The organism is Vibrio sp. 1-Bac 57 (assembly GCF_037546855.1).
Taxonomy (GTDB): Bacteria; Pseudomonadota; Gammaproteobacteria; order Enterobacterales; family Psychromonadaceae; genus Psychromonas.
Genome location: NZ_JALAAC010000007.1, coordinates 97,937 through 122,549, shown reverse-complemented (window position 1 = coordinate 122,549; position 24,613 = coordinate 97,937). Strand labels below are relative to the sequence as shown.

Annotated in this window: 23 protein-coding genes; 13 read left to right on the top strand and 10 right to left on the bottom strand. The window is 38.0% G+C overall.

Annotated features, from left to right (window positions below):
• Window positions 1–180 precede the first annotated feature (180 nt).
• Complete coding sequence (locus MT391_RS06675; RefSeq protein WP_166372768.1) at window positions 181–801, bottom strand: L-threonylcarbamoyladenylate synthase; 621 nt, start codon at window positions 799–801, stop codon at window positions 181–183.
• 67 nt (window positions 802–868) lie between these two features.
• Window positions 869–1,717, bottom strand: a complete 849-nt coding sequence (gene rnm / locus MT391_RS06670) for an RNase RNM (protein ID WP_166372767.1) — start codon at window positions 1,715–1,717, stop codon at window positions 869–871.
• 336 nt (window positions 1,718–2,053) lie between these two features.
• On the opposite strand from rnm, the gene MT391_RS06665 reads away from it, so the two are divergent.
• Genes MT391_RS06665 through MT391_RS06635 form a run of 7 tightly spaced genes read left to right on the top strand, consistent with a single transcriptional unit; the run spans window position 2,054 to window position 9,386 of the window.
• Window positions 2,054–3,679 carry an anthranilate synthase component 1 gene (locus tag MT391_RS06665; RefSeq protein ID WP_499497281.1) on the top strand — a complete coding sequence of 542 codons (1,626 nt, stop codon included), beginning with the start codon at window positions 2,054–2,056 and terminating at the stop codon, window positions 3,677–3,679.
• Between the two features lie 4 nt (window positions 3,680–3,683).
• Window positions 3,684–4,307 (top strand): anthranilate synthase component II, encoded by a 624-nt coding sequence (locus MT391_RS06660; RefSeq protein WP_499441345.1) that lies wholly within the window; start codon window positions 3,684–3,686, stop codon window positions 4,305–4,307.
• Window positions 4,308–5,330: an anthranilate phosphoribosyltransferase gene (trpD, locus tag MT391_RS06655; RefSeq protein ID WP_499441347.1), complete on the top strand. Its 1,023-nt coding sequence runs from the start codon at window positions 4,308–4,310 to the stop codon at window positions 5,328–5,330. It abuts the gene before it with no gap.
• On the top strand, window positions 5,323–6,744 hold the full coding sequence (gene trpCF / locus MT391_RS06650; protein ID WP_499441348.1) for a bifunctional indole-3-glycerol-phosphate synthase TrpC/phosphoribosylanthranilate isomerase TrpF: 1,422 nt from the start codon (window positions 5,323–5,325) through the stop codon (window positions 6,742–6,744). Before trpD ends, trpCF begins: the two co-directional genes overlap by 8 nt.
• Before the next feature lie 21 nt (window positions 6,745–6,765).
• Window positions 6,766–7,953, top strand: a complete 1,188-nt coding sequence (gene trpB / locus MT391_RS06645; RefSeq protein ID WP_499441350.1) for a tryptophan synthase subunit beta — start codon at window positions 6,766–6,768, stop codon at window positions 7,951–7,953.
• A complete protein-coding gene (trpA, locus tag MT391_RS06640) occupies window positions 7,953–8,777 on the top strand; it encodes a tryptophan synthase subunit alpha (RefSeq protein WP_499441351.1) in 825 nt (274 codons plus the stop codon). Before trpB ends, trpA begins: the two co-directional genes overlap by 1 nt.
• A 39-nt stretch (window positions 8,778–8,816) precedes the next feature.
• A complete protein-coding gene (locus MT391_RS06635) occupies window positions 8,817–9,386 on the top strand; it encodes a septation protein A (RefSeq protein WP_166372761.1) in 570 nt (189 codons plus the stop codon).
• A 107-nt stretch (window positions 9,387–9,493) separates the two neighbouring features.
• Here the strand turns inward: MT391_RS06635 and MT391_RS06630 are convergent, their stop codons facing one another.
• From MT391_RS06630 to djlA, 5 genes are all read right to left on the bottom strand, one after another.
• Window positions 9,494–10,162: a hypothetical protein gene (locus MT391_RS06630; protein ID WP_499441352.1), complete on the bottom strand. Its 669-nt coding sequence runs from the start codon at window positions 10,160–10,162 to the stop codon at window positions 9,494–9,496.
• A 24-nt stretch (window positions 10,163–10,186) separates the two neighbouring features.
• Window positions 10,187–11,962 carry a substrate-binding domain-containing protein gene (locus MT391_RS06625; RefSeq protein WP_499497280.1) on the bottom strand — a complete coding sequence of 592 codons (1,776 nt, stop codon included), beginning with the start codon at window positions 11,960–11,962 and terminating at the stop codon, window positions 10,187–10,189.
• 283 nt (window positions 11,963–12,245) lie between these two features.
• The gene (gene dapD / locus MT391_RS06620; protein ID WP_166372049.1) at window positions 12,246–13,274 is read right to left on the bottom strand and encodes a 2,3,4,5-tetrahydropyridine-2,6-dicarboxylate N-succinyltransferase; all 1,029 of its coding nucleotides are present in this window, start codon (window positions 13,272–13,274) and stop codon (window positions 12,246–12,248) included.
• A gap of 308 nt (window positions 13,275–13,582) precedes the next feature.
• On the bottom strand, window positions 13,583–14,134 hold the full coding sequence (locus tag MT391_RS06615; protein WP_499497279.1) for a DUF2937 family protein: 552 nt from the start codon (window positions 14,132–14,134) through the stop codon (window positions 13,583–13,585).
• A gap of 1 nt (window position 14,135) precedes the next feature.
• The gene (gene djlA / locus MT391_RS06610) at window positions 14,136–14,951 is read right to left on the bottom strand and encodes a co-chaperone DjlA (RefSeq protein ID WP_166372047.1); all 816 of its coding nucleotides are present in this window, start codon (window positions 14,949–14,951) and stop codon (window positions 14,136–14,138) included.
• Window positions 14,952–15,173: 222 nt separating this feature from the next.
• On the opposite strand from djlA, the gene lptD reads away from it, so the two are divergent.
• From lptD to MT391_RS06585, 5 genes are read left to right on the top strand one after another with little or no spacing between them, the layout of a single operon-like run.
• On the top strand, window positions 15,174–17,576 hold the full coding sequence (gene lptD / locus MT391_RS06605) for an LPS assembly protein LptD (RefSeq protein WP_499497278.1): 2,403 nt from the start codon (window positions 15,174–15,176) through the stop codon (window positions 17,574–17,576).
• A gap of 10 nt (window positions 17,577–17,586) precedes the next feature.
• Entirely contained in the window at window positions 17,587–18,903 is a 1,317-nt protein-coding gene (gene surA, locus MT391_RS06600; RefSeq protein WP_499497277.1) for a peptidylprolyl isomerase SurA, read from the top strand.
• A complete protein-coding gene (pdxA, locus tag MT391_RS06595; RefSeq protein ID WP_499497276.1) occupies window positions 18,903–19,901 on the top strand; it encodes a 4-hydroxythreonine-4-phosphate dehydrogenase PdxA in 999 nt (332 codons plus the stop codon). Before surA ends, pdxA begins: the two co-directional genes overlap by 1 nt.
• Entirely contained in the window at window positions 19,894–20,718 is an 825-nt protein-coding gene (gene rsmA, locus MT391_RS06590; protein WP_499441360.1) for a 16S rRNA (adenine(1518)-N(6)/adenine(1519)-N(6))-dimethyltransferase RsmA, read from the top strand. The genes pdxA and rsmA overlap by 8 nt, the downstream gene beginning before the upstream one ends.
• Window positions 20,719–20,753: 35 nt before the next feature.
• Window positions 20,754–21,566, top strand: coding sequence for a symmetrical bis(5'-nucleosyl)-tetraphosphatase (locus MT391_RS06585; RefSeq protein WP_499497275.1), 813 nt, complete (start codon window positions 20,754–20,756; stop codon window positions 21,564–21,566).
• Between the two features lie 7 nt (window positions 21,567–21,573).
• Here the strand turns inward: MT391_RS06585 and folA are convergent, their stop codons facing one another.
• On the bottom strand, window positions 21,574–22,065 hold the full coding sequence (gene folA, locus MT391_RS06580; protein WP_166372041.1) for a type 3 dihydrofolate reductase: 492 nt from the start codon (window positions 22,063–22,065) through the stop codon (window positions 21,574–21,576).
• A gap of 406 nt (window positions 22,066–22,471) precedes the next feature.
• Between folA and MT391_RS06575 the strand changes: the two genes are divergently transcribed.
• Window positions 22,472–23,461, top strand: coding sequence for a DUF2333 family protein (locus MT391_RS06575; protein ID WP_166372040.1), 990 nt, complete (start codon window positions 22,472–22,474; stop codon window positions 23,459–23,461).
• Between the two features lie 161 nt (window positions 23,462–23,622).
• On the opposite strand, the gene MT391_RS06570 is transcribed toward MT391_RS06575, so the two are convergent.
• Together MT391_RS06570 and MT391_RS06565 are read right to left on the bottom strand one after the other, a co-directional pair.
• Complete coding sequence (locus tag MT391_RS06570; RefSeq protein ID WP_166372039.1) at window positions 23,623–23,958, bottom strand: PBPRA1643 family SWIM/SEC-C metal-binding motif protein; 336 nt, start codon at window positions 23,956–23,958, stop codon at window positions 23,623–23,625.
• 179 nt (window positions 23,959–24,137) lie between these two features.
• Window positions 24,138–24,611 (bottom strand): threonine/serine exporter family protein, encoded by a 474-nt coding sequence (locus MT391_RS06565; protein ID WP_166372059.1) that lies wholly within the window; start codon window positions 24,609–24,611, stop codon window positions 24,138–24,140.
• Window positions 24,612–24,613: the final 2 nt, after the last annotated feature.

The window sequence follows — 24,613 nt, the reverse complement described above, 5'->3', positions numbered from 1 at the left end:
TATTTGCACTTCTATTGAGCTTCAATCACTAACCATTAATATCTTCATTAAAAGCCAACAGCAACACACTGCCAGCGGGTTTTCTTTACATTTTCATTGTAAAAACATTAATATTCATTATCCATATTAACGCACTCACAACTTGCTTTTTATTGAACAAACAGGCCGAGATACACAGCTTTAAATAAACGGTGTTAAATCTCCAGCACCTTCTCTGACAATAGTAACTTCATCGTCGGACAAATCAATCACAGTAGTGGGTGATTCACCTAAGTAACCGCCATTAATAATCAGATCGACCTGTTGCTCTAAATGATCGCGAATATCTTCGGGATCAAACTCAGTACTGGTTTTACCGGGTAAAATCAGACTGGTGGTCATCAATGGAGTACTTAATTCCTCCAATAACGCTAAGGCAATGGCATTATCTGGAATGCGAATACCAATAGTACGCTTAGCAGGATTCATTAAACGCTTTGGTAAATCCTTGGTGGATTTAAAAATAAACGTGTAAGGACCCGGTGTATTACTTTTCAGCATACGATAAGCCGCATTATCAACACGCGCATAAATAGCAATCTCAGCTAAATCTTTACATACCAGGGTGAAATTATGCTTTTTATCTATTTTTCTAATATGACAAATACGCTCTAGAGCGCGTTTATTATCAATGCCACAACCTAATGCATAACCAGAGTCGGTAGGATAAATAACCACCCCACCTTGCTCTATTATTTCAGCAGCCTGTTTCATCAATCGTTTTTGGGGATTTTCAGGATGTACATAAAAAAACTGACTCATAAGTCTCTACTACTCTTGTATCTCAATATTGATAATATTACGCTAAAAATGGCACAAAAAACGCCTTTTATTCGGTACTCTGACAAACAGTCCAATTATGCCAAACTGGCTGACAAATTTCAGGTAAAAATAAACTTTTTCCTAAATCACGCCAACGTCCAACAAAGTGAAAGTCACTGCCTTGAGAAGCTAATAAATCGTATTCTTTGCTCCACAACCCTAATTGCAAGCGCATTTGTGGTGATTGCTGCCCGATAGCCACTTCCATTGCATCACCACCAGCCGCTTTAAATGTAATCAATAGTTTTCTTAACCATTTATTCGATAAGCTATAAGCATCAGGATGGGCAAGTATTGCTTGTCCTCCTGCTGATTGAATGACCTCAATTGCATTCGCTAAATCCACCCAATCATGGGGTACATAACCGGTATTTCCGCGGCTCAAATATTTATCGAAAACTTTAGGGAAAGTAGGCGCCACGCCTATCTCGACTAAATAACGAGCAAAATGCGCGCGCGTGATAGCACCATCACCGGCCAAGGCTTTTGCCCCTTCATATACATTGTCTATATTCGCTTTCGCTAAACGACGGCCCATTTCCATGGCACGCTGTTCGCGCTTTTCTTTTTGTATTTCAATTAATTTAATTAATTCAGGGTGTTCCGGGTCAATATTGACACCTACGACGTGTATTTCATGATTCAACCAATTAGTTGTCACTTCAATACCATTAATCAATTGCAACTTTAAATTATTATCTTTAATGTATTGGCTTGCTTCAACCAATCCATCTACTGTATCGTGATCAGTAATGGCTAAAAAGTGAACTTGCCTGTTTTCAGCACGTTGCACTAATTCACTAGGCGTGAGCTGTCCATCTGAGGCTTTCGTATGAGAGTGAAGATCAATTAACATGAATATCCTAAAAACACCTTGACATTAAAAGCAGAATGCAAAAAAATAGCTTCTAATTATTACGGGACGCATAATATATGATTTTTTCTACAATTACTCTTAAAGATTCTTGGTGGCACTCATTCTCATAAGCGAGCAATGAGGTTTTTGTATATTAAATTTTCCCAACAAAACCAATTCTAAAGCTCGCATATTGCGGGCTTTTTTCATATTTGGAACCAACAAAAGTAAAACAGGTAAATTCAATGATAATCTTAAACACAGTCCTTAATTGGCGATGGCAAATCAAATAATAACTATTTCAACATTTGCTCACTAATTATTAAGGATTTAAACATGAATACTCAACACCCGATCGGCGTATTAAAAACCATTGAAGCACCCTGCAGCTACATTCAAGATTCATTAGGATTATTTCAACAAATCAGCGCGAATAGCGATAACCATTTATTGTTCGACTCTGCTGAAATAGAAAGTAAAGCGCACTTGAAAAGTCTGATACTTGTTGATGCCTGTTTGAAGATCACCTGCCAAGGTTTAGTCGTGACACTTGATACACTAACTGACAACGGCAAAGATTTACTTACTTTCATCACGCCTAAATTTTCAACACAATTGATCAGCGCACAAAGCCCTAGCCGATTGCAACTCACTTTTCCTCAATCAGATACCAGTGGCGATGAAGATCAACGTTTAAAATCTGCCTCACCAATGGATGCAATTCGCTGTTTAGTTGACCGCATTAAAAAACACTCTTCGCATTCTGAGGCATTATTTTTAGGTGGCGTTTTTGCTTATGATTTTATTGCAACCTTTGAACAGTTATTAGAAGTTGAAGACAGCGAAAACACGACTCCAGACTATGTATTCTATGTAGCCGAAACATTAATGATCCACGATCATCAAAGCAAACAAGGTGAGATTTTAGGCAGTATTTTTGGTGGCTTATATTCAGACGAAAGTAAGTTACGAATAAACAAACGTATTGCTCAATTACAAGGTTTTTGCGATAACTTCATTGCGCCAATCAATCAACAAATAACCATTGATGCAAAAGTTAGTGTTGATGTTTCCGATGCCCAATATTGCGAAATTGTTGAACAATTAAAAACCAACATCGTCAAAGGGGATATTTTTCAGGTAGTGCCCTCTCGTAGCTTCTCACTGCCTTGCCCAGATCCTATTTCAGCGTATCAAAAGTTAAAAGAAACTAATCCAAGCCCGTATATGTTTTATCTAAAAGACAGTGATTTTATTCTGTTCGGCGCTTCACCAGAGAGCGCTATTAAGTTCACTCAGAGTTCTAAAGATGTCGAAATTTATCCTATTGCAGGTACTCGCCGTCGCGGATTCAACCCAGATGGTAGTATCAATAAAGACCTAGATAGCCGCTTAGAATTAGAGCTTCGCTTAGATAAAAAAGAAACCTCTGAGCATTTAATGTTGGTCGACTTAGCGCGTAATGATGTTGCACGTATTAGTGAACCAGGTACTCGCCATGTAGCTGAACTCTTACAGGTAGATCGTTACAGCCATGTGATGCATTTAGTGTCACGCGTTGTAGGAAAGTTACGAAAAGATTTAGATGCTTTACATGCCTACCAAGCTTGCATGAATATGGGCACCCTAGTAGGCGCACCAAAAATTAGCGCTTCCAATCTAGTTCGAAAAGTAGAGAAAAAACGCCGAGGAAGTTATGGCGGTGCAGTTGGTTATATTAATGGTAATGGTGATATGGATAGTTGTATCGTGATCCGTTCAGCATTTGTAAAAGATGGTATTGCACAAGCACAAGCAGGTGCCGGTGTTGTTTATGATTCAGTGCCGCAATTAGAAGCCGATGAAACACGTAGTAAAGCGGCGGCAGTATTAAATGCGATAGCGCTCGCACACGGAACAACACTCGCGGCGGTAACCTCCGCGACAAACAATTCCAAAAATACCAACAAGCAAGGAGAATAAGGCCATGACTATTCAAAGCAATCAAAACACAACTAAAGCAACCTTATTTTTTCTTGATAACTTTGACTCATTTACTTATAACTTAGTGGATCAGTTCAAAGCAGCAGGTTATCCGGTTAAAATTTATCGCAATAATCAAAGTGCCGAGAACATTAAAGCGCATATTGATGCCTGCGTAGGTGAAGTAGTCTTAGTATTATCACCAGGTCCTGGGACACCAAGTGCAGCGGGATGTATGATAGATTTAATCACATTATGTAAAGGTCAAGTACCTATTTTAGGCATATGTTTAGGCCATCAAGCATTAATAGAGCAATACGGCGGTGTCGTTGGACAAGCGGATGAAATACAACATGGTAAGTCGTCTCTCATTCAGCACTGTGGAGATAAAATGTTTCAAGGTTTGTCTCAGCCTCTATCCGTTGCTCGTTACCATTCACTAGTAGGTACAACCGTGCCTGATACTTTACAAACCGTGGCAGATTATAATGGCATGTGTATGTCTATTTACCACCAACAAGATAAGGTGATCGGTTTTCAATTTCACCCTGAATCTATTTTAACCTGTGAAGGTGCACAGCTTTTAGAAAACAGTCTTAACTTACTGACTGAATCGGAGAAAAATTAAATGAGCCAATATGATGTACACCCGATTTTAGAACAACTTTATCAAGGGCAGTCACTGACTGAGCAACAAAGCCAAACCTTTTTTGAACAAGTTGTATTAGGGCAGATTGACCCTATCGTATTATCGTCAGTGATCACCGCGTTAAAAATTAAAGGTGAAACACCGACTGAAATTACCGGCGCTGCGAAAGCGTTATTAGCGCAGGCTAAAGCATTTCCTCGTCCTGATTATCCATTTACCGATATCGTCGGGACCGGCGGTGATGGTTTAGGCACCATCAATATATCGACTGCCAGTGCTTTTGTTGCTGCCGCCTGCGGAGTGAAAGTATGTAAGCATGGTAGTCGTAGCGTTTCTAGCAAATCAGGTTCATCAGATCTATTAGCTGCGTTTGGTATTAACCTAGAAATGTCACCACAAACAGCACGCCAATGCTTGGATGATTTAAACGTTTGCTTTATTTTTGCACCTAGTTACCACGCAGGTATGCGTTTTGCGGGACCAGTGAGAGCCGCTTTAAAAACACGTTCGATATTTAATGTATTAGGTCCCTTAGTTAACCCAGCTCGCCCTGATTTTGAATTAATGGGCGTTTATGCGCCAGAGCTATTATTGCCGATTGCTAAAGTGCATCAACAATTGGGCATGAAGCGAGTGATGGTTGTGTATGGCAGTGGCTTAGATGAAGTTGCCTTGCATGGCAGCACACAGGTTGCCGAGTTGCATAACGGTGAAATAAAAGAATACACATTAACACCGCAGGATTTTGGTGTTGAATCTTATCCTGTCGAAAGTATTTTTGGTGGCACACCCGAAGAGAATAAAGTCATTATTGAAAAGATCTTACAGGGTAAAGGCACCGAGGCACAACAAGTCGCTGTGGCGATTAATGTCTCAGCCCTGTTAGTCTTAAATGGCAAAGCAGATAACTTTAAACAAGGAACGCAAATAGCATTAGCTAGCATGCAATCAGGTTTACCCCTTTCATTACTCAAACAACTTGCGGAGCAAAGCAATGCTTAACGACCAAAGTTTACAAGATACTATTTTAGGTAAAATTGTTGATGACAAATTAATATCAGTTGCCGCACGTAAAGTGAAACAGCCTTTAATTACCTTTAAAGATGATTTGGTGGAAAGTGACCGTCACTTTTATCAAGCATTAGATCAAGAGCACAGTGTATTTATTCTAGAATGTAAAAAGGCTTCACCATCAAAGGGTTTGATCCGTGAAGATTTTGATTTAGATTTAATTGCTAATGTTTACAAAAACTATGCATCAGCTATTTCTGTGCTCACTGAAGAGAAGTACTTCCAAGGTGATTTAGAATATATCAACAAAGTACGTGAGCAAGTAACACAACCAGTTATCTGTAAAGACTTCATTGTCGACCCATATCAAATTTATCTGGCTCGTTATTACAAAGCCGATGCTATTTTATTAATGCTCTCGGTGTTGGATGATGACGCTTACCAAGCATACCGTGATACCGCACATAGCTTAAATATGGGCGTATTAACCGAAGTGAGTAATGAGCAGGAATTGGTTCGTGCAATAGCCTTAAATGCAAAAGTAATTGGCATTAATAATAGAGACTTACGTGATCTTACTATTGACTTAAACCGTACTAAAGAACTCGCCGTTAAAATACCAAAAGACAGGATCGTTATTTCTGAGTCAGGTATTTATAACCACCAGCAAGTAAAAGAATTAAGCCAATTCGCGAATGGTTTTTTAGTTGGCAGTTCAATCATGTCAAAAAACAATATTGACCGTGCGTGTAGAGAACTGATCCTAGGTGAGAATAAAGTCTGTGGTTTAACACATGCCAGAGATGCAGCTGATGCACATAAAGCTGGTGCAGTTTATGGTGGTTTAATTTTTGTTGAGCAATCACCACGCTTCGTCGCTCTTGAACAAGCTCGTTTAGTGATGCTAGGTGCCCCTTTAAAGTTTGTAGGTGTATTCCAAGATGAAGAGATCGAACTAGTTGCTTACACAGCAAAAAGTTTAGGTTTGAGCGCAGTGCAATTACACGGTGATGAAACACCTAAATATGTTAAAGCATTATTAGCGGCGCTGCCAAAAAGCTGTGAAGTATGGAAAGCACATGGTGTTAGTGATAGCTTGCCGGCATTTGAAAAATATAATGTTAGCAAACACATAGTCGATACACGTGTTGGTGAACAAAGTGGTGGTACAGGACAAGCTTTTGATTGGTCTCTATTAACCAATGATGATAGCGAACAAAACAAGATAAATAAAAGCAAGCTGATATTAGCCGGTGGGCTTAATCCAGACAATGCACAACAAGCTGCTTTAATAGGTTGTGCAGGATTAGATTTTAATTCAGGTGTTGAATCTGAACCTGGTAAAAAAGACGCTGACAAATTAAATCGTAGCTTTGCTGCAATTCGTCGTTACATGCAACGATAAACGCTTTAGAAGGTAAAAAAAATGAAAACGTTAGACGCTTATTTTGGTGATTTTGGTGGTATGTATGTACCACAAATATTGGTTCCTGCATTAAAACAGCTTGAAACTGAGTTTTTAAAAGCACAACAAGATGATGGATTTAAAGCAGAATTAGAAGAGTTATTGACTGAATATGCAGGACGCCCGACACCGTTAACTTTATGCCGTAATTTAACCAAAGGTAAAAAAACTAAATTATACCTAAAACGTGAAGATTTATTACACGGTGGTGCACACAAAACGAATCAGGTATTAGGTCAAGCATTATTAGCAAAACGCATGGGAAAAACTGAAATCATCGCCGAAACGGGTGCTGGTCAACATGGTGTTGCGACGGCGCTAGCCTGTGCATTATTAGGCCTTAAATGCCGTGTTTACATGGGACAAGTGGACTGTGAGCGACAAAAACCTAACGTATTTAGAATGCGTTTAATGGGGGCAGAAGTCATTCCAGTAACCTCAGGCTCGGCTACCTTAAAAGATGCCTGTAACGAAGCATTACGAGACTGGGCTGGTAGCTATGAAAATTCACATTATTTACTGGGTACAGCTGCTGGACCGCATCCATTCCCAACAATTGTACGTGAGTACCAAAAAATAATTGGCGAAGAAGCGAAACAACAATGTTTACGTAAAGAAGGTATTCTACCGAATAAAGTCATCGCTTGTGTGGGTGGAGGCTCTAATGCCATTGGTATTTTTGCTGACTTTATTGACGATCAGAACGTCGAATTAATTGGTGTTGAGCCAGGCGGACATGGTATCGAAACCGGTGAACATGGTTGTCCTATTGCCTGTGGTACTAAGGGCATATTCTTTGGTATGAAGTCGTTAATGATGCAGGATGATAATGGACAAATTGAAGAGTCTTACTCTATATCAGCCGGATTAGATTTCCCATCTGTAGGACCACAACATGCACATTTGGCCAAAACAGGCCGAGCACAGTATGTGAATGCAACCGATGATGAAGCACTAATGGCGTTTAAAGCATTAGCAGAACAGGAAGGTATCATCCCCGCATTAGAATCTGCTCACGCACTTGCACATGCATTAAAAATTATTGAACACGATGATAAAGAGCAAATCATTATTGTTAACTTGTCAGGCCGTGGTGATAAAGATATCTTTACCGTTGCCGATATTTTTGAAAAAAGAGGGATGATCTAATGACGCACGATTTAATGACGCAAAGATACGCACAATTATTTGATCGCCTAGCAGATGCAAATCAAGGTGCATTTGTTCCCTTCGTCACTGTCGGTGATCCAAACCGTGAGCAATCATTAAGTATTATTAATACACTAATAGAAGCTGGCGCAGATGCACTAGAATTAGGCATTCCATTTTCAGATCCCGTTGCTGATGGTATCGTCATTCAAGATGCTTCAATTCGAGCGTTAGAGGCAGGCACCACACCACAGGTTTGTTTTGAAATAATTAAAGAGATCCGCACTCAACATCCACAAATACCTATTGGTTTATTATTGTATGTGAACTTAGTTTATTGCAATGGCATAGAGAATTTCTATCAGCGCTGCAAAGAAGCCGGTGTAGATTCGATCTTAATTGCAGACGTGCCATTACATGAAAGTGCCCCATACCGTGCGGCAGCAGAGAAATTTGGTTTACAGCAAATATTTATTGCCCCACCTAATGGTGATAAAGCAACGTTACAACAAGTAGCAGAATATGGCCAAGGTTACACTTACCTATTAAGTCGTGCCGGTGTAACAGGTGCGGATGCAAAAGCAGGCATGCCCGTTGAACATATGCTTGAAACATTAGGCCAGTATAATGCACCACCATCATTATTAGGGTTTGGTATTTCACAACCTGAACAGGTCGCTAACGCGATTAAATCAGGAGCGGCAGGTGCAATTTCTGGCTCAGCGGTGGTGAAAATAATCCAACGTAACCTTGATGATCCCGCTACAATGAAAACAGAAATGTTTGAATTTATTAGTGCAATGAAGGCAGCAACCTTCAAATAACGGACTATCATTATTTAATTTTTTAAAGAAGAGAGTGTCATGAAACAATTTTTTGAGTTTATTCCTTTAATTATCTTTTTTGCCGTGTATAAAATGGTCGACATTTATGCCGCAACGGGATCATTAATTGTAACAACGGGCTTATTGTTAGCTTACAATTACTTTAAGCACGGCAAAGCTGAAAAAATGCATATCATCACTTTCTTAATGGTGTTGGTGTTTGGAACATTGACGCTAATTTTGCATGATGATGTATTCATTAAATGGAAAGTCACCGTGGTGTATGTGTTATTTACCATTGCATTATTAGCTAGCCAATTTATCTTTAAAAAACCAATTCTTAAACAGATGCTAGGTAAAGAAATTACTTTACCGGAAAAAGTATGGTCAACGTTAAACATCGCTTGGGCAGTCTTTTTCTTGGCCTTAGGGTTACTCAATATCTATGTTGCATTTAGCCTAGAGCAAGAAGTTTGGGTTAACTTTAAAGTATTTGGATTGTTAGGGGCGACTTTAGTCTTTACCTTATTAAGTGGTTTATATATTTATAAATACCTGCCTAATGAAGATAAAAAGAAAAAGGTCGACACTAAAAAAGAAGCCGAATAAAAACGCTTTAATGACTCGATAGTATTAACAATAAAGCCCGTTGTGTAGCACTACGCAACGGGCTTTTTATTGTTCTCAGAATCAATAAAATTAATATGACTGAATCGTCAGATAACCGCTTGCTCTGCAAATAACTGTTGTGCTTTTAATTGCCATAATGGCGACAACTCACAGTAAAATAATAAGTTCTCTTGATATTCAGAATACACAAGAAGCCTTGTATCAACTTCTTCACTAGAATTTTTCAAACTCTGTAAAGAGTAAAACAACCCCTTATAACCAACTTCAGTTTCAACATTCACCACCTTTATTAAATTTTGTAAAGACTGTAGATAAGTTAATTGTTGATAACCTTCATCATATTCGTCAGAAGTTAGTGAAAAAGACGTAACATCCCCTACTCCAGAAGATTGCTGTAGCTGCCGTTCAGGTAAAATTAAGGAATTTTTTGCGCGTATTACATATTGTTGAAAGATAGTTGCTTCTGCCATAGGTAATGCGCTAAAAAATAAAGCTAAACGCTCACTATTTAAAAAGTAAGCAATTTGAGTTTGCTCATCTGACAAATAGAAACGTGTTAATGGTAAACACTTATCTGCTAATAGATCCTCTATGGGCACATTTTGCTCCGCCATTAATTGTCGAGTTTTTGTAGAAGCAACTTTTAAAAGATAAACAGTGTCGTTAATATTTTTATTAATGATTACATTATCTTGATAACTTAAATCACTGAATAATGTCATCAAATATTGTGATTTTTTTAATAAAATACTCATCGCATACCTTTTATAAAAATTAACTTAAAAAACCCATACCTCGACACGCCTATTTTTACTACGACCGATGACCGTTTTTGTTGAAGCGATAGGCAATTGTGAACCAAACCCTTCCACCGCAGTAATATTTAAGCCTCGAGCTTGTAACTCTCCCTCTACTATCTGGGCACGCTTTAACGATAACTGATATTGCTTATTTTGCTCTTCAGAGGGATCGGAAAAACCCATCAAAACCAACCGAAGGCCAGCATGCTGTCGTATGTATTCAACGACCCTCAATAAATCCTCTTTACCTTTGCTATCTAATTGATTACTACCCTGTTGAAAGCGAAAATTCAGGGAAAGGCGCTGCGCTATCTCACCATAATCATTATAAATTTGTGGCGCTTGTTTATTAGGGTAAATACCTTGTAATTGAATATTTTGAGAAACGAGGCCTACCTGCTCAACAATTTTTTGCCCCGCTGCCGAAGTCACAAAATGTGTAAAACGTTTAATAAATTCACTGCTAGAAGCAGGAACATACAGATACAAACGTCTGCTTAAAGGATAATCCTCTGTACTCACCGTAAATTGTGTTGGATAAATAGGCGGGGAAGTTACAGATGCCGCTATCGAGATTGCCTTACTGTTATTAATATAGGGTAATCCTATAAAACCAATACCGGCCTTATCCTTTGCAATTAAGTCAGACAGCTTACTACTAGATTGATAACGACTCGCATTCGGCGATAAGATGCTATCTCTGTCACCAAAGACTAAATTTTTAAAACTATCCCAGGTACCTGAATTTATATCTCGCGCATAAACATTAATACTTAAGTCCTCGCCGCCTAACTGCTTCCAGTTATTAATTTCACCTGAAAAAATATTTGCTAACTGTAATAAGGTGAGAGAGTTAAGTGGATTGTTCTTATTTATAATGATAGCAACGCCATCTAGACTGATGATTACTTCGCTACCAGCTAAACCAAGGTTGCCATACTGCGCCTTTAATAAGGCCACTTCGCTGTCTTTAATTTTTCGCGATGAAATGGCCAAATCGGCCCCCCCATTTGCTAAGTCTGTAAATGCAGTTGATGACCCGTGAGCTTGCAGTTCAATCTCATAGGCTTTGTTGTTATGAGTATATTGTAATTGACGTTCCACCGCTGAATGCCCCTTTAGCCAACGCATTTCAGAGACCCCCATTGTTTTTAAATAGGCAGTTAATAAAGCAGGTGCAAGGTGCTCCCCTATGGTATTTGAGCCATGTAAACGCATAGTCAACATCGCATTATCAACGGGTAATTGAATAGTTTTCGCTAACTTAACAACAGGCGATGCTTCAGCTAATAAGCTATCTGAAATATTTGGGGAATAATGTTGAATTGAATTAGGCTCTGCCGAAACAGTTACTTGCAGTATATTTGTCTGTAATAAAACGATAAAGATAAATATGATACTCGCCAGCAGTAAAATAACGAAAGAAGATTTATTAAAAGTATGCTCTCTTATCGTATTAGCGTGTTTAATACGCTGGTTATTGAGTTTAACTGTTGTTTCTTGCTTACTTACATTCCCAGTTGCTGGCTCAATATACACAGCAGTTTGCTGCAATGATTTTACTTGTGCCGTAACTTGCTCATTACCTAGGCTCAGTAATTCATCAAAAACATTTAGCCTATACACAGAATCATGTACTAATTTATCAATCGGTAACTGAATATCAAAGACTCGACTCAAGGTTGCCTTGAGTTTGATCAGTTTATTTTTAAAGTCCACATTCAATGTGAATGACGTATTATTATTGATTGACATTTGCACTTCCCCTAGCGCTTTGCTTACCAAGCATGGTATAGCCCCAGCATGACAATCATGTGACGCTTTAAGGCACTAAAGCAGCAAACTCTATTTAACAGTGGTTGCAGTTTATAAAGAGGAATACAACGATATAAAAATAGATAGGTTTAAAAGTAGGTAGGCAAAAATAAAAAACTATAAAAATAGACGACCATAAAAAAGGCTACTAAATAGTAGCCTCAATGATTAAATGCACATTCAAATATTACCTAAAATAATACTTAGAATATTAGTTAGAGTATTAGTTAGAATGCAACATGCTGTTTAATTCTACTGCACTTTTATTAACTAGACATTCAATTTGACCTGTCGTTGAATTACGACGGAATAATAAGTCATCTTTATTTGCTAAATCACGTGCTTTAACAAATCCAGCGTCATTACCTTCGTTATCTAACATTTTAACTTTAGAACCCGCTGTAACGTATAAACCAGATTCAATAGTACAACGGTTACCCAGTGGGAAGCCTAAGCCTGCATTAGCACCTAATAAGCTATTTTCGCCAATAGCTACAACCATTTTACCACCGCCAGACAGAGTGCCCATAATAGAAGCGCCACCACCGATGTCACTTCCTTCACCAACCATAACACCCGCTGAAATACGACCTTCAACCATGCTAACACCCGCTGTACCAGCATTGAAGTTAATGAAACCTTCATGCATGACTGTTGTACCTTCACCAACGTGAGCACCTAAACGAACACGTGAAGTATCAGCAATACGCACGCCCGCCGGCACCACGTAATCAACCATTTTAGGGAATTTATCAACACAATCTACAATGATCGTTTTGCCTTTTAAGCGCGCTTTCATTTGACGTTCTTTAAGCTCAGGTAAGTCGATAGCACCTTTGTTTGTCCATGCGATATTGTGCAATAAACCAAAGATACCGTCTAACACTACGCCGTGCGGTTTAACTAAACGATGCGAGATAAGTTGCAGTTTCAAGTAACCTTCAGCGACACTCTGTGGTGCTTCGTCAGTGGCTAAAATAACTAACACTAATGTTTGTTTTGATTTAGCTGCAGCAACTGCAAAATCTGCATTATCAGCATCGTCTTCACCATTAAAAGCGGCAGCCAGTTGCTCAGCAACAGCTGGTTTAATTTCGATAACTTGATTGCCACCTTCATAACCAGCAATTGCACCAATAGTTGCAACTAGATCTTCGTTTGGATTTAAAATTGGGTTTGGAAAAAATGCTTCAATGATTTTTTGGTCACGGTTTTTAGTCGCAGTACCAAACGCAAGTGAAAATGTAGACATGTATTGAGCTCCGATTTAAGGTCTATTCGGTGAAACACCGTAATTGATTACTAAAATAATAAATAGGCAATAATAGAGAAGCACCACGACAGATGCAAAACTAAAATGTTATATGAGTGAATTAATTATTCTAGCGTCGCTTTATGTGGCTACTTTTTATAGAAACCTTTTGCAGACAGGAAGACAAAGAGAGAAGGAATCCTCGAGAATTGTTCGGTTAATAATTGATGACAGGTTGATTATTGATTATTCATGACTGATGATTAATAGAATAGATTTATTGCAGCTCCTACAATATGCTCTCTGGCTTATAAGCCAATTTTTCTCTTTGGTTTTTTCGGCTTTTGTTTAACATAAGAAAAAATACGACAACAACAATACTTGCTTAATCCTAGCAATATCTCAAGGCATAACATCATCAACACAGCTACCACGACTCCCACTAAAATAGCCTGTTGATTAAGTATAATATTAGCTTGATAGCCAAACCAAGCCTCTTTAACAATAGGCTGTTTTATTTGTTGGCTTAATGACCACAGTCGATACCATATAGGCTGGTCAAGAATATCTATTTGTTGCTGTAATTGTTGTACACGTAAATAATGTGATTCAATTAACAGGGCTTCATCTTTGAATACTCGCACATCACTACTTTTATGTTGTGCAATAAGTGCTTGCAAGTCACCTTGAAAATATTGATCCGCTAATGACTGAAACTTACCCAGTTGCATTTTTGCCTCAGCAAAATGGCCCTGCAAACGTAATTCGTATTGCTGTAAAAAATTCGGTAACTGTAAACCTAATAATAAGCTAATAGTAAATACTAGCTGTAAACTATAGCGTTTTATTACCGATAGCATGTTATTTAAAACCTCGGCTGCTTCGCAGTACTTCATAGGCTTTTTGAATATCTTGCGTTTTCTCTTTAGCTAATTCCATCATTTCTTCCGGCAGCCCCTTTGAAGCTAGTTTATCAGGATGGTTTTGACTCATTAACTTACGATAAGCTCGTTTCACTTCTTTATCCGTAGCGGTACTTTCAACCCCTAAGACTTGATAAGCATCATCTTCAACTTCCGCTTTATTGTATTGCTGACCACCCTGCTTACCTTGATGGAAGTGTTGCTGCCCCTGAATCATTTGAATCAAGCGGTCTAGTTCAAAACGAGAGAAGTTTAAATTTTCAGCAATGGTATACAGCAAGGCTTTTTCGTTATCATCAATCACACCATCTGAATAAGCAACTTGCACTTGAATGGCCAAAAACATTTGCAGTACATTCCGCTCGCCGTGCAATTTACGAACAAATTCTTGCAATGTTTCTACTAGTGCAAAGTCAGCACTTTTACCATTATTGAAGGCATGTTGAGCTTGCGATCTTGCATCACCGTGCAAATTCATTTGGTCCATATAGGCATTGGCGACTTGAATATCGGTTTGAGTGACTTGCCCCTTTGCTTTGGCAACGTGTCCCATCACCGAAAAAGCAGTCTCAAAAAATGCTTTTTGTTTATCCGCACTGTTGGTTCGTCCACCTAACATGCCATCACGCATATTAAAGTTACGCCCTACGGCCACATCAAAACGATGCCCTAACCAAACGCCTAACAGCAGGCCAAAGAAATGACCAAACATAAATCCAAAAAAACCACCTAATAACTTGCCCCATATGCGCATAATTAATCATTACCTTTAAAATTAAGAAAATATTGAATTTTTCTATTATTTTGACTAACTATGTGAAGATTTACCAATTATTTGTAATAAATAGCCAAAATACTCGTGTATTAGCCAATCAAAGATTGGAGACAGCAAAAGATTACTTTATTATAAGGGGTTATATTGTTGTTTCTGCTTAGCGTCTCCTTTTTCTTTCTAAGCCCTTGTAGTGAGTTATTAATGTTAAAACTAATCCCCTTATTATTTGTCTTATCTCCAGTTGCTAGTGCGGTTGCACAGGAAATTGAAAATAAAAACACTTCTGGAACGCAAAGTAATACAGATAGTAGTGTTAGCACCAAGAGCAATGCAACAACTAAGATTGCCAGCTTAGAAGAAAAATCAGCGCCACGTGACGTACAAGTATTCTTTAAGCAGTGTTATAGCCAAGTCCCTCCGGTAACAACTCGTAATAGCAATCTTGATAAAAACCAAATTCCAATCAGCATCAATGCCAATTCATTACGAGGTATTAATGGCGAAATCATTTATCAAGGTGATGTCAACGTGGTTCAAGGCGAAAAGAGTCTAGATGCAGACCGATTAATTTATAACCGCAATACTGAGCAAGCAAATGCAATAGGCAATGCGCGCTACGTCGATGGGCAAATCACCCTGTTAGCCGACCAAATCGATACTAACTTTAAAACTGATGAAGCCTCGTTATTACAAACCCAGTATCAATTCCATGGTCAGTCGGGTCGTGGTAATGCAGATCGTGTGTATGATAATGGCCAAGGTTTTTATGAGTTAAATTCGTCTAGTTACACAGCGTGTCCACCAGGGGATATTACTTGGAGTATCGACTCTTCGACCCTATACATTGATAAAGAAAATGATATGGGGACAGCTTATAATGCGGTATTAAGAATAAAAGATGTGCCTGTGTTTTACTTCCCTTATATCAGCTACCCTTTATCCGACACACGAAAGACCGGGCTTTTATTTCCAAAATATGAGTTTTCATCAGTTAATGGTTTTTCTTACAGCCAGCCTTTGTACCTGAATTTAACATCCAATCAAGACGCAACGATCACACCGACTTATATGGAAAACCGGGGTCTATTAGTTGCTACTGAATATCGTTATTTGTTTGATATTGGTTCAGGTCAAATTCAAACAGAATATCTTGGCGACGATAGAATACGTGAAGACGATGATGGCGATTTAATTGGAGAGCGCTATTTATTTCATTTTGAGCATCACGTGAATATTTCCCAAGATTGGGCGTTTACTGCAGATTACAACAAAGTCAGTGATGATTATTATTTCACCGATATTGATACCGAGTACGGTACCAGTACAGATAACCAATTATTACAAACTGCTAAATTAAGTTATACAAAAAGTAATTGGAATAGTGAACTGGAAGTACGCGATTTCCAAATATTAGGCGATGACGATACACCACACATTGTATTACCTAAATTAGCCATAAGTGCTTACCAGCCGCTCAACTGGAAAAGCCTACAATTTGATTGGTACTCAGAAGTCACGCGCTTTGAACACAGTGACAGTGATGTATATACCGGTACGCGTATTCATGCTGAACCGAAGTTATCTTTACCTCTTTATTACGACTCTATCTTTATCAATACTGAACTAAAGTACATGCTTAGCGTCTATCAACAGGACTTAGATAACGCAACAAAATACAGTTGGTATGATGAATTAGATGAATCTGTTGTGCGCTACCTTCCGTCATTTAAAATACATTCAGGTATCAACTTAGAACGCGACTTTTCAGTCTTTGGTAATAGTTACCGACAAACATTAGTGCCGCAAATGCAGTATTTATATGTGCCATACCAAAATCAATCAGATATTGGTTTATACGATACAACAACATTACAACAGGATTATTACGGCTTATTTCGAGATAATCGTTATTCTGGTTATGACCGTATTGCCGAAGCAAACCAGATCACTGTGGGTGTTTCAAGTAGCTTCTTAAATGAACAAGGTGAAGAAAAATTACGCTTTGCTATTGGGCAAAATTATTATTTATCGAAATCTCGTACCGTATTACCAACCGATGACGATGATGACAGCCAATCTGTCAGCCGTTCTTCAATTATTGCTGAGTTTGATGTTAACTTTGAAAATGATTATTTCCTTCATGCAGGGATAGAGTGGGACAGTGATGAAAACCTTCTTAAACGTGCTAATACTACGCTTGAGAAACGTTGGGCTTACAATACTTTTATGCAATTAAGCTACCGTTATTATAAAGAAGATGAAGATGCGGAGTGGGATGAAATTGTTAACCAAGTTGGCAGTAAAGTAAACTGGTCAATCAACACGCAATGGTCAGCCTATGCAAGTTATTATTATGATCTTGAATTTGAAAATAGTTATGAAAGTATCATAGGTATCAAGTATCAATCTTGTTGTTGGGCTCTTGGTTTAAGCTACGATAAACATATGCAATCTTATTATGGAACAGAATCTGATTTTAACGATGATATGGAAACAGAGAACAGCATCAACTTAACAATTGAATTAATGGGGTTAGGTGGTGTCGGTTATTCAGATAGTGAAGATGGTTTATTCGACTACGGTCGTCCATTTTATTTAAAGTAATGGGTAAAAAATGAAATTAACAAAACGATTTTTAAGTGTATTGGTCTTAGCAAGTACTTTACCTCAATTGGCAACGGCTGCGGAAGTACAACTAGATAAGATTGAAGCAGTAGTGAACAAAGAACTGATTTTAAGCAGTGATATGAGCAACCTTAAGCGTGACTTAATCACACGCTATCAAGATAGTGGTCAAACATTACCGGATCCAAAAAATATTGATAAGCAAATTCTTGATAAATTAATCAGTGATAAATTACAGTTACAAATTGCAGAACGTATAGGCTTGCGTATCAGTGATGCACAACTTGATCAAACCATTACCGAAATGGCGAAAAAGCAAAATAAAACATTAAACGAACTACGTGCCGATATAGAAGCATCGGGTACTAATTATAAGGCATTCGTTGCTAACATTCGTGACGAACTGACTATTAATGAAGTACGTCAAGTGCAGGTTCGTCGCCGTATCAACATTTCCGATCAAGAAATTCAACAAGTAGTCGACCGTATTAAAGAACAAGGTGAGCAAACCACTGAATTTCATTTTGCACACATTCTACTTAAGTTATCACCGGAAGCTTCTGAAGAAAAACGAATCGCAGTAACCGATGAAGCAAACTCGTTAGTAGAAAAAATAGAAAACGGTGCAGATATCAAACAATTAGCAATTGCTAATTCTGAAGGTCCAAAAGCCTTAGAAGGTGGTGATTGGGGGTGGCGTAAACTAGATTCAATTCCAAGTTTATTTGTAGATAACCTACAAGAGAGCAATAAAAAAGGCGATATCATTGGTCCTTTCAATACCAGAATGGGAGTACATATCATTCAAGTATTAGATAAAAAAGGCAATGATAACGTGATCACGGAAGAAGTGAATGCACGTCATATTCTGGTTAAGCCCACTATTATCTTGAGTGATGAAAAAGCCAAATTATTGTTATCAACTTTACGTCAGCAAATATTATCAGGTACAAAAACCTTTGATGAATTAGCCAAAGAGTATTCTCAAGATCCAGGCTCTGCCGTAAAAGGTGGTGAACTAGGTTGGGCTGATCCGAACATGTATGTACCTGAATTTCGTGATTTAGCACAATCACAAGCAATCGGTGAAATCAGTCAGCCTTTCCATACAATGCATGGCTGGCATATTCTTCAGGTGCTTGATAAGCGCGAATCTGATACGACAGAGAGTGCCACTAAACAAAAAGCTTATAGCATGTTATTTAGACAACGCTTTCCTGCTGAAGCTTACGCTTGGTTAAATGAAATACGCCAAGAAGCGTATATTAAAATTAATAATCCTGCTTATATTATTGAGGAAGAATAATGTTACCTCGTATTGTTGTCACTGCTGGTGAACCAAGCGGCGTCGGTCCTGATTTAGTTTTACAATTAGCAGAACAGACTTGGCCGGTTGAATTAGTTATTTGTGCTGACTTAACACTACTAAAAGAGCGTGCACAGCATTTAAATAAAAAAATCGATTTTATTGAATATGATGCTGCACAACCTCAAGCGACACCGACTTTAGGTCAATTAACCGTAGCCCACATTGCGACTGACGTCCCCGTACAGATGGGGCAACTCGATGCTCGCAATGGTGAATATGTTTTAGAAACCTTACGTTTTGCAAGCCAAGGTTGTTTAAGTGGTGAGTTTTCTGCGGTAGTGACAGCACCAGTACATAAAGGCATTATTAATGATGCCGGCGTTACTTTTAGCGGCCATACTGAATTTTTTGCTGAGCAAGCTAACGTGGATTTAGTGGTGATGATGCTTGCTACAACGGGTTTACGTGTTGCCTTAGCAACTACGCATTTACCACTTTCAGCTGTGCCCAGCACGATTACAGAACCTCTATTAGCAAATATTATTACCATTTTAAATGCTGAGTTAAAAGAAAAATACGGCATTAAACAGCCTACTATCTATGTCTGTGGATTAAACCCACACGCAGGAGAAGGAGGTCATATGGGCAGAGAAGAAATAGATACCATTGAACCTGCACTAGACAACCTTCGAGCACAAGGAATTCAGTTAGTAGGCCCACTGCCTGCTGATACTTTATTTCAAGATAAATACTTACAACATGCCGATGCGGTATTAGCTATGTATCACGACCAAGGCCTACCTGTTTTAAAATATAAAGGTTTTGGTCGCTCCGTTAATATCACATTAGGTTTACCATTTATACGTACATCGGTTGACCATGGCACCGCATTAGATTTAGCAGGAACAGGAAAAGCTGACTCAGGTAGTTTATTATGTGCAGTCAACGAGGCTATCACCATGGTCCAAAGTAACATCAACAAGGTTAATGAATAAAATGAATGATAAAACCCACCTAGGCCATACCGCTCGTAAACGATTTGGACAAAACTTCTTACACGACGATTACATCATCGACTCAATTGTAGCTGCAATCGCACCACAACCTGACGATAATATTGTAGAAATTGGCCCCGGTTTAGGCGCATTAACAGAGCCTGTGGCACGTAAAGTAAACTGCTTAAATGTAGTTGAATTAGACCGTGATTTAGCGGCACGTTTAGAGCAACATCCAACGTTACGTGATAAATTAAAAATAACCCAAGCAGATGCCATGCGTTTTGACTTTGGGCAATTAGTCCAAGGTGACAAACAATTACGTGTGTTTGGTAACTTACCATACAACATTTCAACGCCTTTAATGTTTCACTTATTTGAGTTTGCAGACAAAATTTCTGACATGCATTTCATGTTGCAAAAAGAAGTTGTCAATCGTTTATGTGCAGGTCCAGACTGTAAAGCTTACGGACGTTTAAGTGTAATGGCGCAATATTACTGTAATGTAATTCCAGTATTAGAAGTACCACCGACGGCTTTTAAACCCGCACCTAAAGTTGACTCAGCAGTAGTAAGGTTAGAGCCTTATGATACGCCGCCTTTTGTTGCCAAAAGCATGAAAGTATTAAACCAAGTTTGTTCAATGGCCTTTAACCAACGCCGTAAAACAGTACGTAATGGTTGGAGAGATTTATTAACTGCTGAAGAATTAACTGATCTTGGCATTAATATTGGCCACCGTGCAGAAAACATCTCTGTTGAAGAGTATGTGCGTGTTGCAAACTATGTTTATGATCGTTTACAAAAAGAAGATTAAACCTCAATAACATTTTTTAATAGGATCAAATAACAATGGCAACTTATATAGTAGGTGACATTCAAGGTTGTTATGACGAATTGATGCAGCTTCTATCTTTGGCCAATTTTGATCCAAAAAATGATGAATTATGGGTTGCTGGCGATTTAGTCGCTCGTGGCCCTAAGTCATTACAAACATTACGCTACCTTAAAAAGCTAAAGGCAAAAGTGATTCTAGGTAATCATGATTTGCACTTATTAGCGACGTCTTTAGGCATTCATAAAGCCAAGGAAAAAGACAAAATATCCCCTATTTTAGAAGCGGAAGACAGTCAACAACTTCTAACATGGTTACGTAAGCAACCTTTATTATTAGAACATCCTGAACATAAGTTTATTATGGTTCATGCGGGTATATTGCCTTCTTGGACAATCCCACAAGCAAAACAATTTGCCAAAGAAGTTGAACAACAATTGCATGGTGAAGATTACCAATCACTGCTTAAAAATATGTACGGTAACCATCCTACTAAATGGCAAGCGTCACTGTCAGGTATTGAGCGTATACGCTACATTATCAATGTGTTCACTCGTATGCGTTATTGCACATTAGATGGTGAGCTAGAGTTCTATAACAAACTATCACCAGCGGAAACAGATAGTAGTGTATTAAAACCTTGGTTCGAAATAACGCCAAGAGATCATAATCAGCCTATCTTATTTGGTCACTGGGCAGCATTATTAGGCCAAACAAATCAACAAAACTTATATGCATTAGATACGGGGTGTGTGTGGGGAAACAGTCTTACCATGATACGCTGGCAAGATAAGAAACTATTTTCATTATCCTGCCCTGCATACGGTTAATTAACGCTTAGTTTACTCGGTCTAAGGTTACAAACTCTAAATTGTGCGCATTCTTTTCATCTGCTAAATAATGTTCACTACTTACTTTTTCCCATTCACCTTGAGTTAGGTAATCAGGAAAGTGCGTATCACCTTTAGTTTCCAAATCAATAAATGTTAGATACAGGCGATTAGCGACCGGTAAAAAGTGTTCATATATAGTTGCTCCACCAATAATCATCACTTCTGCAACACCTTTAGCAGCTAATAATGCTTGTTCAACCGAAGTCACGCAGGTTACACCAGTAATCTCTAAACTATCATCACGAGAAACAACAATATTTAAACGCCCTGGTAATGCTCTACCTATTGAATCATAGGTTTTTCGTCCCATTATCACCGGTTTTCCTAGTGTTGTCTTTTTGAAATATTGTAAATCTGCTGGCAAATGCCATGGCATTTTGTTGTCTAAACCAATTACACGATGATTCGCCATGGCTACTATCATTGAAATTTTCATTTATTTTCCAAATTTTTACATATTGAGCATGAGTTTATCACTTACGTTTTAAAATTCATCTATTTAATTACTATCTTCTTCTGAAATGACCTTATTGATAGGTAATCAGGTGAATACCAATATATTTATAAATTTTTCCATTAATTTTTTAATCTTTTTGTCCGTTAACACTTAACCCTAGCGCCAACTATTTATAAGTATTCATTATTTGTATTCGAGCAATGACGACAATATTTTCTTTAAAATCTACACAACTAAACGCACCAATCAACATGAAAAATAACGAAATAGAATAATATTTATAACTTTATGATTTTACACTCCCATTAACGATAATTGAGGTGAAATAACAAATAGGGTTATGGTAAAGTTAATACCCATTCAACATGATATTAAGGAATAGATCATGGCTACTTTAACTAAAAAAAGCATCATTCCAATACTGCTGATCATTGTTTTCTTATTATGGATAATGTCTATTTGGTCTGGCTGGATGCCATCAACATTTGATGTAAAAGCAAAAACACAAGAAGCAGCAACTGCATCCAATAGTGAAATAGTACCTGGTTATGCAACCACAACAACGCTTATTGATGTAACTAGTTGGTTAGTAGATAAACGCGGTGGTTTCCTATCTAACGATGTCACTCCACCAGGATTTTTTATGGATAATATGCCTGCCTTTGAGTACGGTGTATTAGAGCAAGTTCGAGATTTAGCATTGGTGATGCGTTTAGACTTCAGTCGTTCACAATCACAATCGACGGGTGATAAAGATTTAGAAATAGCACAGAATAAAATGAATATTTCACATACTAACTGGGTTTTACCTAGCGCAGAAAGTGAATATAAAGATGCAATTAAGGCCTTCAAACGCTATCGTGCTCGCCTCTCTGCAACAGACCAAACAGAAGCGCAATTTTATACGCGTGCGGATAATCTAAGTGATTGGTTACGTGAGATTGAAAAACGATTAGGCTCCATTTCACAAAACTTAAGCGCTAGTGTCGGTAATGATATATTTGATACGAACCTAGCAGGTGATACTTCAGCAAAACAATCAACGGCCAGTGCTGACGAAATTGAGATCAAAACAAATTGGTTTAAGATTGATGATGTTTTTTATCAGAGCCGCGGTTCAACGTGGGCTATTCTGCATTTTTTAAAAGCAGTAGAAATTGACTTTCAAGATGTGCTCGAAAAGAAAAATGCACAGGTTAGTTTAAAACAAATTATTCGTGATTTGGAAGCAACTCAACAAGCGGTCTGGAGCCCAATGGTATTAAATGGTAATGGTTTCGGTTTCCTAGCAAACCACTCCTTGGTCATGGCAAACTATGTTTCTCGTGCAAATGCAGCACTGATTGATTTAAGACGTTTGTTAGAGCAAGGTTAAAATAAGTGATGACTGATTAAGGTTGCTCTTATTAAGATAACCAATACAAAAATATAAAATAGCAGCCACAAAAAAGCCCCGATAAATATTACTCTATCGGGGCTTTTTAATGTCTGCTTTACGCTTGTTCTATTAACTCTTTAATAAATTAATAGTACCAATTAACCACAGCACTTTTTATATTTTTTACCACTACCACAAACACAAGGTTCGTTACGAGCAGGCATTTTTTCAAAACGAGTAGTGACTGGTTTATTAATCAACACATCTAATTCGGTAGTATTCTCAGCTTGTTCAGCATCAACGGTAATAGCGATAACTAAGTTATGTTCTTCAGCTAGTGCTTGTACTTCTTCAGCACGGGCATCAGTATTAACAACAACCTGTAAAGGTAGCTCTTCTGTACCTATTTTTACTGCACGCTTTGTATTAAAACCATAACTTGAATGTTTTGGTTTTTTCTCTTTTTTACCTTTAAAGAAAAATTTATCTGACATATTGGACCTTTTTTATTCCACACACTTTGTTCTGCACACTTTATGTACTTAGTATTTTTCGCACAGTGTACAGTATTCCTTAGACCAATCTAGCGTAATATTCGCTGATCCACTTACCTATTTTTTGCGATTAAACTAATCCTTGCAATTATATGCTCACTGTTAGTATTAAATTATGATTAAATAATTGGACGACCGCGATAAATTAAAATAGATGGAATAGCTAAACCAAAACTTAATGCCGTTAAGATAAACAAAGTACGTAAACCATTTTCCATCACTACACGCATGATCTCTAAGCTATAACCACTGGTATTGATCTCCACTAAACCAATCATCGCAGTAAAAGCATAACTACCAGGAATCATTGGAATAACAGAAGCAACGGTAAAAACAGGACGAGGGATCAGGTGTTTACGCGACCAATACAAACCTAAAAATCCCATACTTGCAGATGCAACAAATGTTGCCCACTCAATCGGTAAACTAAAGTGCATTAATAAAAAGCGCAAACTATGTGCAAATGCACCACCTGCGGCACAATAAACTAACATTTTACGCGGCACATTAAACACCATGGCAAAACCCACTGCAGGTATCCAAGCAAACCAAGCATCGGTTAAAAATAAGATGAAAAGATCAAAAAATGCCATCA

Excerpts from the sequence above, each read along its gene's own strand:
- MT391_RS06675 (WP_166372768.1), bottom strand. The coding sequence starts at position 801 with ATGAGTCAGTTTTTTTATGTACATCCTGAAAATCCCCAAAAACGATTG.
- rnm (WP_166372767.1), bottom strand. The coding sequence starts at position 1,717 with ATGTTAATTGATCTTCACTCTCATACGAAAGCCTCAGATGGACAGCTC.
- MT391_RS06665 (WP_499497281.1), top strand. The coding sequence starts at position 2,054 with ATGAATACTCAACACCCGATCGGCGTATTAAAAACCATTGAAGCACCC.
- MT391_RS06660 (WP_499441345.1), top strand. The coding sequence starts at position 3,684 with ATGACTATTCAAAGCAATCAAAACACAACTAAAGCAACCTTATTTTTT.
- trpD (WP_499441347.1), top strand. The coding sequence starts at position 4,308 with ATGAGCCAATATGATGTACACCCGATTTTAGAACAACTTTATCAAGGG.
- trpCF (WP_499441348.1), top strand. The coding sequence starts at position 5,323 with ATGCTTAACGACCAAAGTTTACAAGATACTATTTTAGGTAAAATTGTT.
- trpB (WP_499441350.1), top strand. The coding sequence starts at position 6,766 with ATGAAAACGTTAGACGCTTATTTTGGTGATTTTGGTGGTATGTATGTA.
- trpA (WP_499441351.1), top strand. The coding sequence starts at position 7,953 with ATGACGCACGATTTAATGACGCAAAGATACGCACAATTATTTGATCGC.
- MT391_RS06635 (WP_166372761.1), top strand. The coding sequence starts at position 8,817 with ATGAAACAATTTTTTGAGTTTATTCCTTTAATTATCTTTTTTGCCGTG.
- MT391_RS06630 (WP_499441352.1), bottom strand. The coding sequence starts at position 10,162 with ATGAGTATTTTATTAAAAAAATCACAATATTTGATGACATTATTCAGT.
- MT391_RS06625 (WP_499497280.1), bottom strand. The coding sequence starts at position 11,962 with ATGTCAATCAATAATAATACGTCATTCACATTGAATGTGGACTTTAAA.
- dapD (WP_166372049.1), bottom strand. The coding sequence starts at position 13,274 with ATGTCTACATTTTCACTTGCGTTTGGTACTGCGACTAAAAACCGTGAC.
- MT391_RS06615 (WP_499497279.1), bottom strand. The coding sequence starts at position 14,134 with ATGCTATCGGTAATAAAACGCTATAGTTTACAGCTAGTATTTACTATT.
- djlA (WP_166372047.1), bottom strand. The coding sequence starts at position 14,951 with ATGCGCATATGGGGCAAGTTATTAGGTGGTTTTTTTGGATTTATGTTT.
- lptD (WP_499497278.1), top strand. The coding sequence starts at position 15,174 with ATGTTAAAACTAATCCCCTTATTATTTGTCTTATCTCCAGTTGCTAGT.
- surA (WP_499497277.1), top strand. The coding sequence starts at position 17,587 with ATGAAATTAACAAAACGATTTTTAAGTGTATTGGTCTTAGCAAGTACT.
- pdxA (WP_499497276.1), top strand. The coding sequence starts at position 18,903 with ATGTTACCTCGTATTGTTGTCACTGCTGGTGAACCAAGCGGCGTCGGT.
- rsmA (WP_499441360.1), top strand. The coding sequence starts at position 19,894 with ATGAATAAAATGAATGATAAAACCCACCTAGGCCATACCGCTCGTAAA.
- MT391_RS06585 (WP_499497275.1), top strand. The coding sequence starts at position 20,754 with ATGGCAACTTATATAGTAGGTGACATTCAAGGTTGTTATGACGAATTG.
- folA (WP_166372041.1), bottom strand. The coding sequence starts at position 22,065 with ATGAAAATTTCAATGATAGTAGCCATGGCGAATCATCGTGTAATTGGT.
- MT391_RS06575 (WP_166372040.1), top strand. The coding sequence starts at position 22,472 with ATGGCTACTTTAACTAAAAAAAGCATCATTCCAATACTGCTGATCATT.
- MT391_RS06570 (WP_166372039.1), bottom strand. The coding sequence starts at position 23,958 with ATGTCAGATAAATTTTTCTTTAAAGGTAAAAAAGAGAAAAAACCAAAA.
- MT391_RS06565 (WP_166372059.1), bottom strand. The coding sequence starts at position 24,611 with ATGGCATTTTTTGATCTTTTCATCTTATTTTTAACCGATGCTTGGTTT.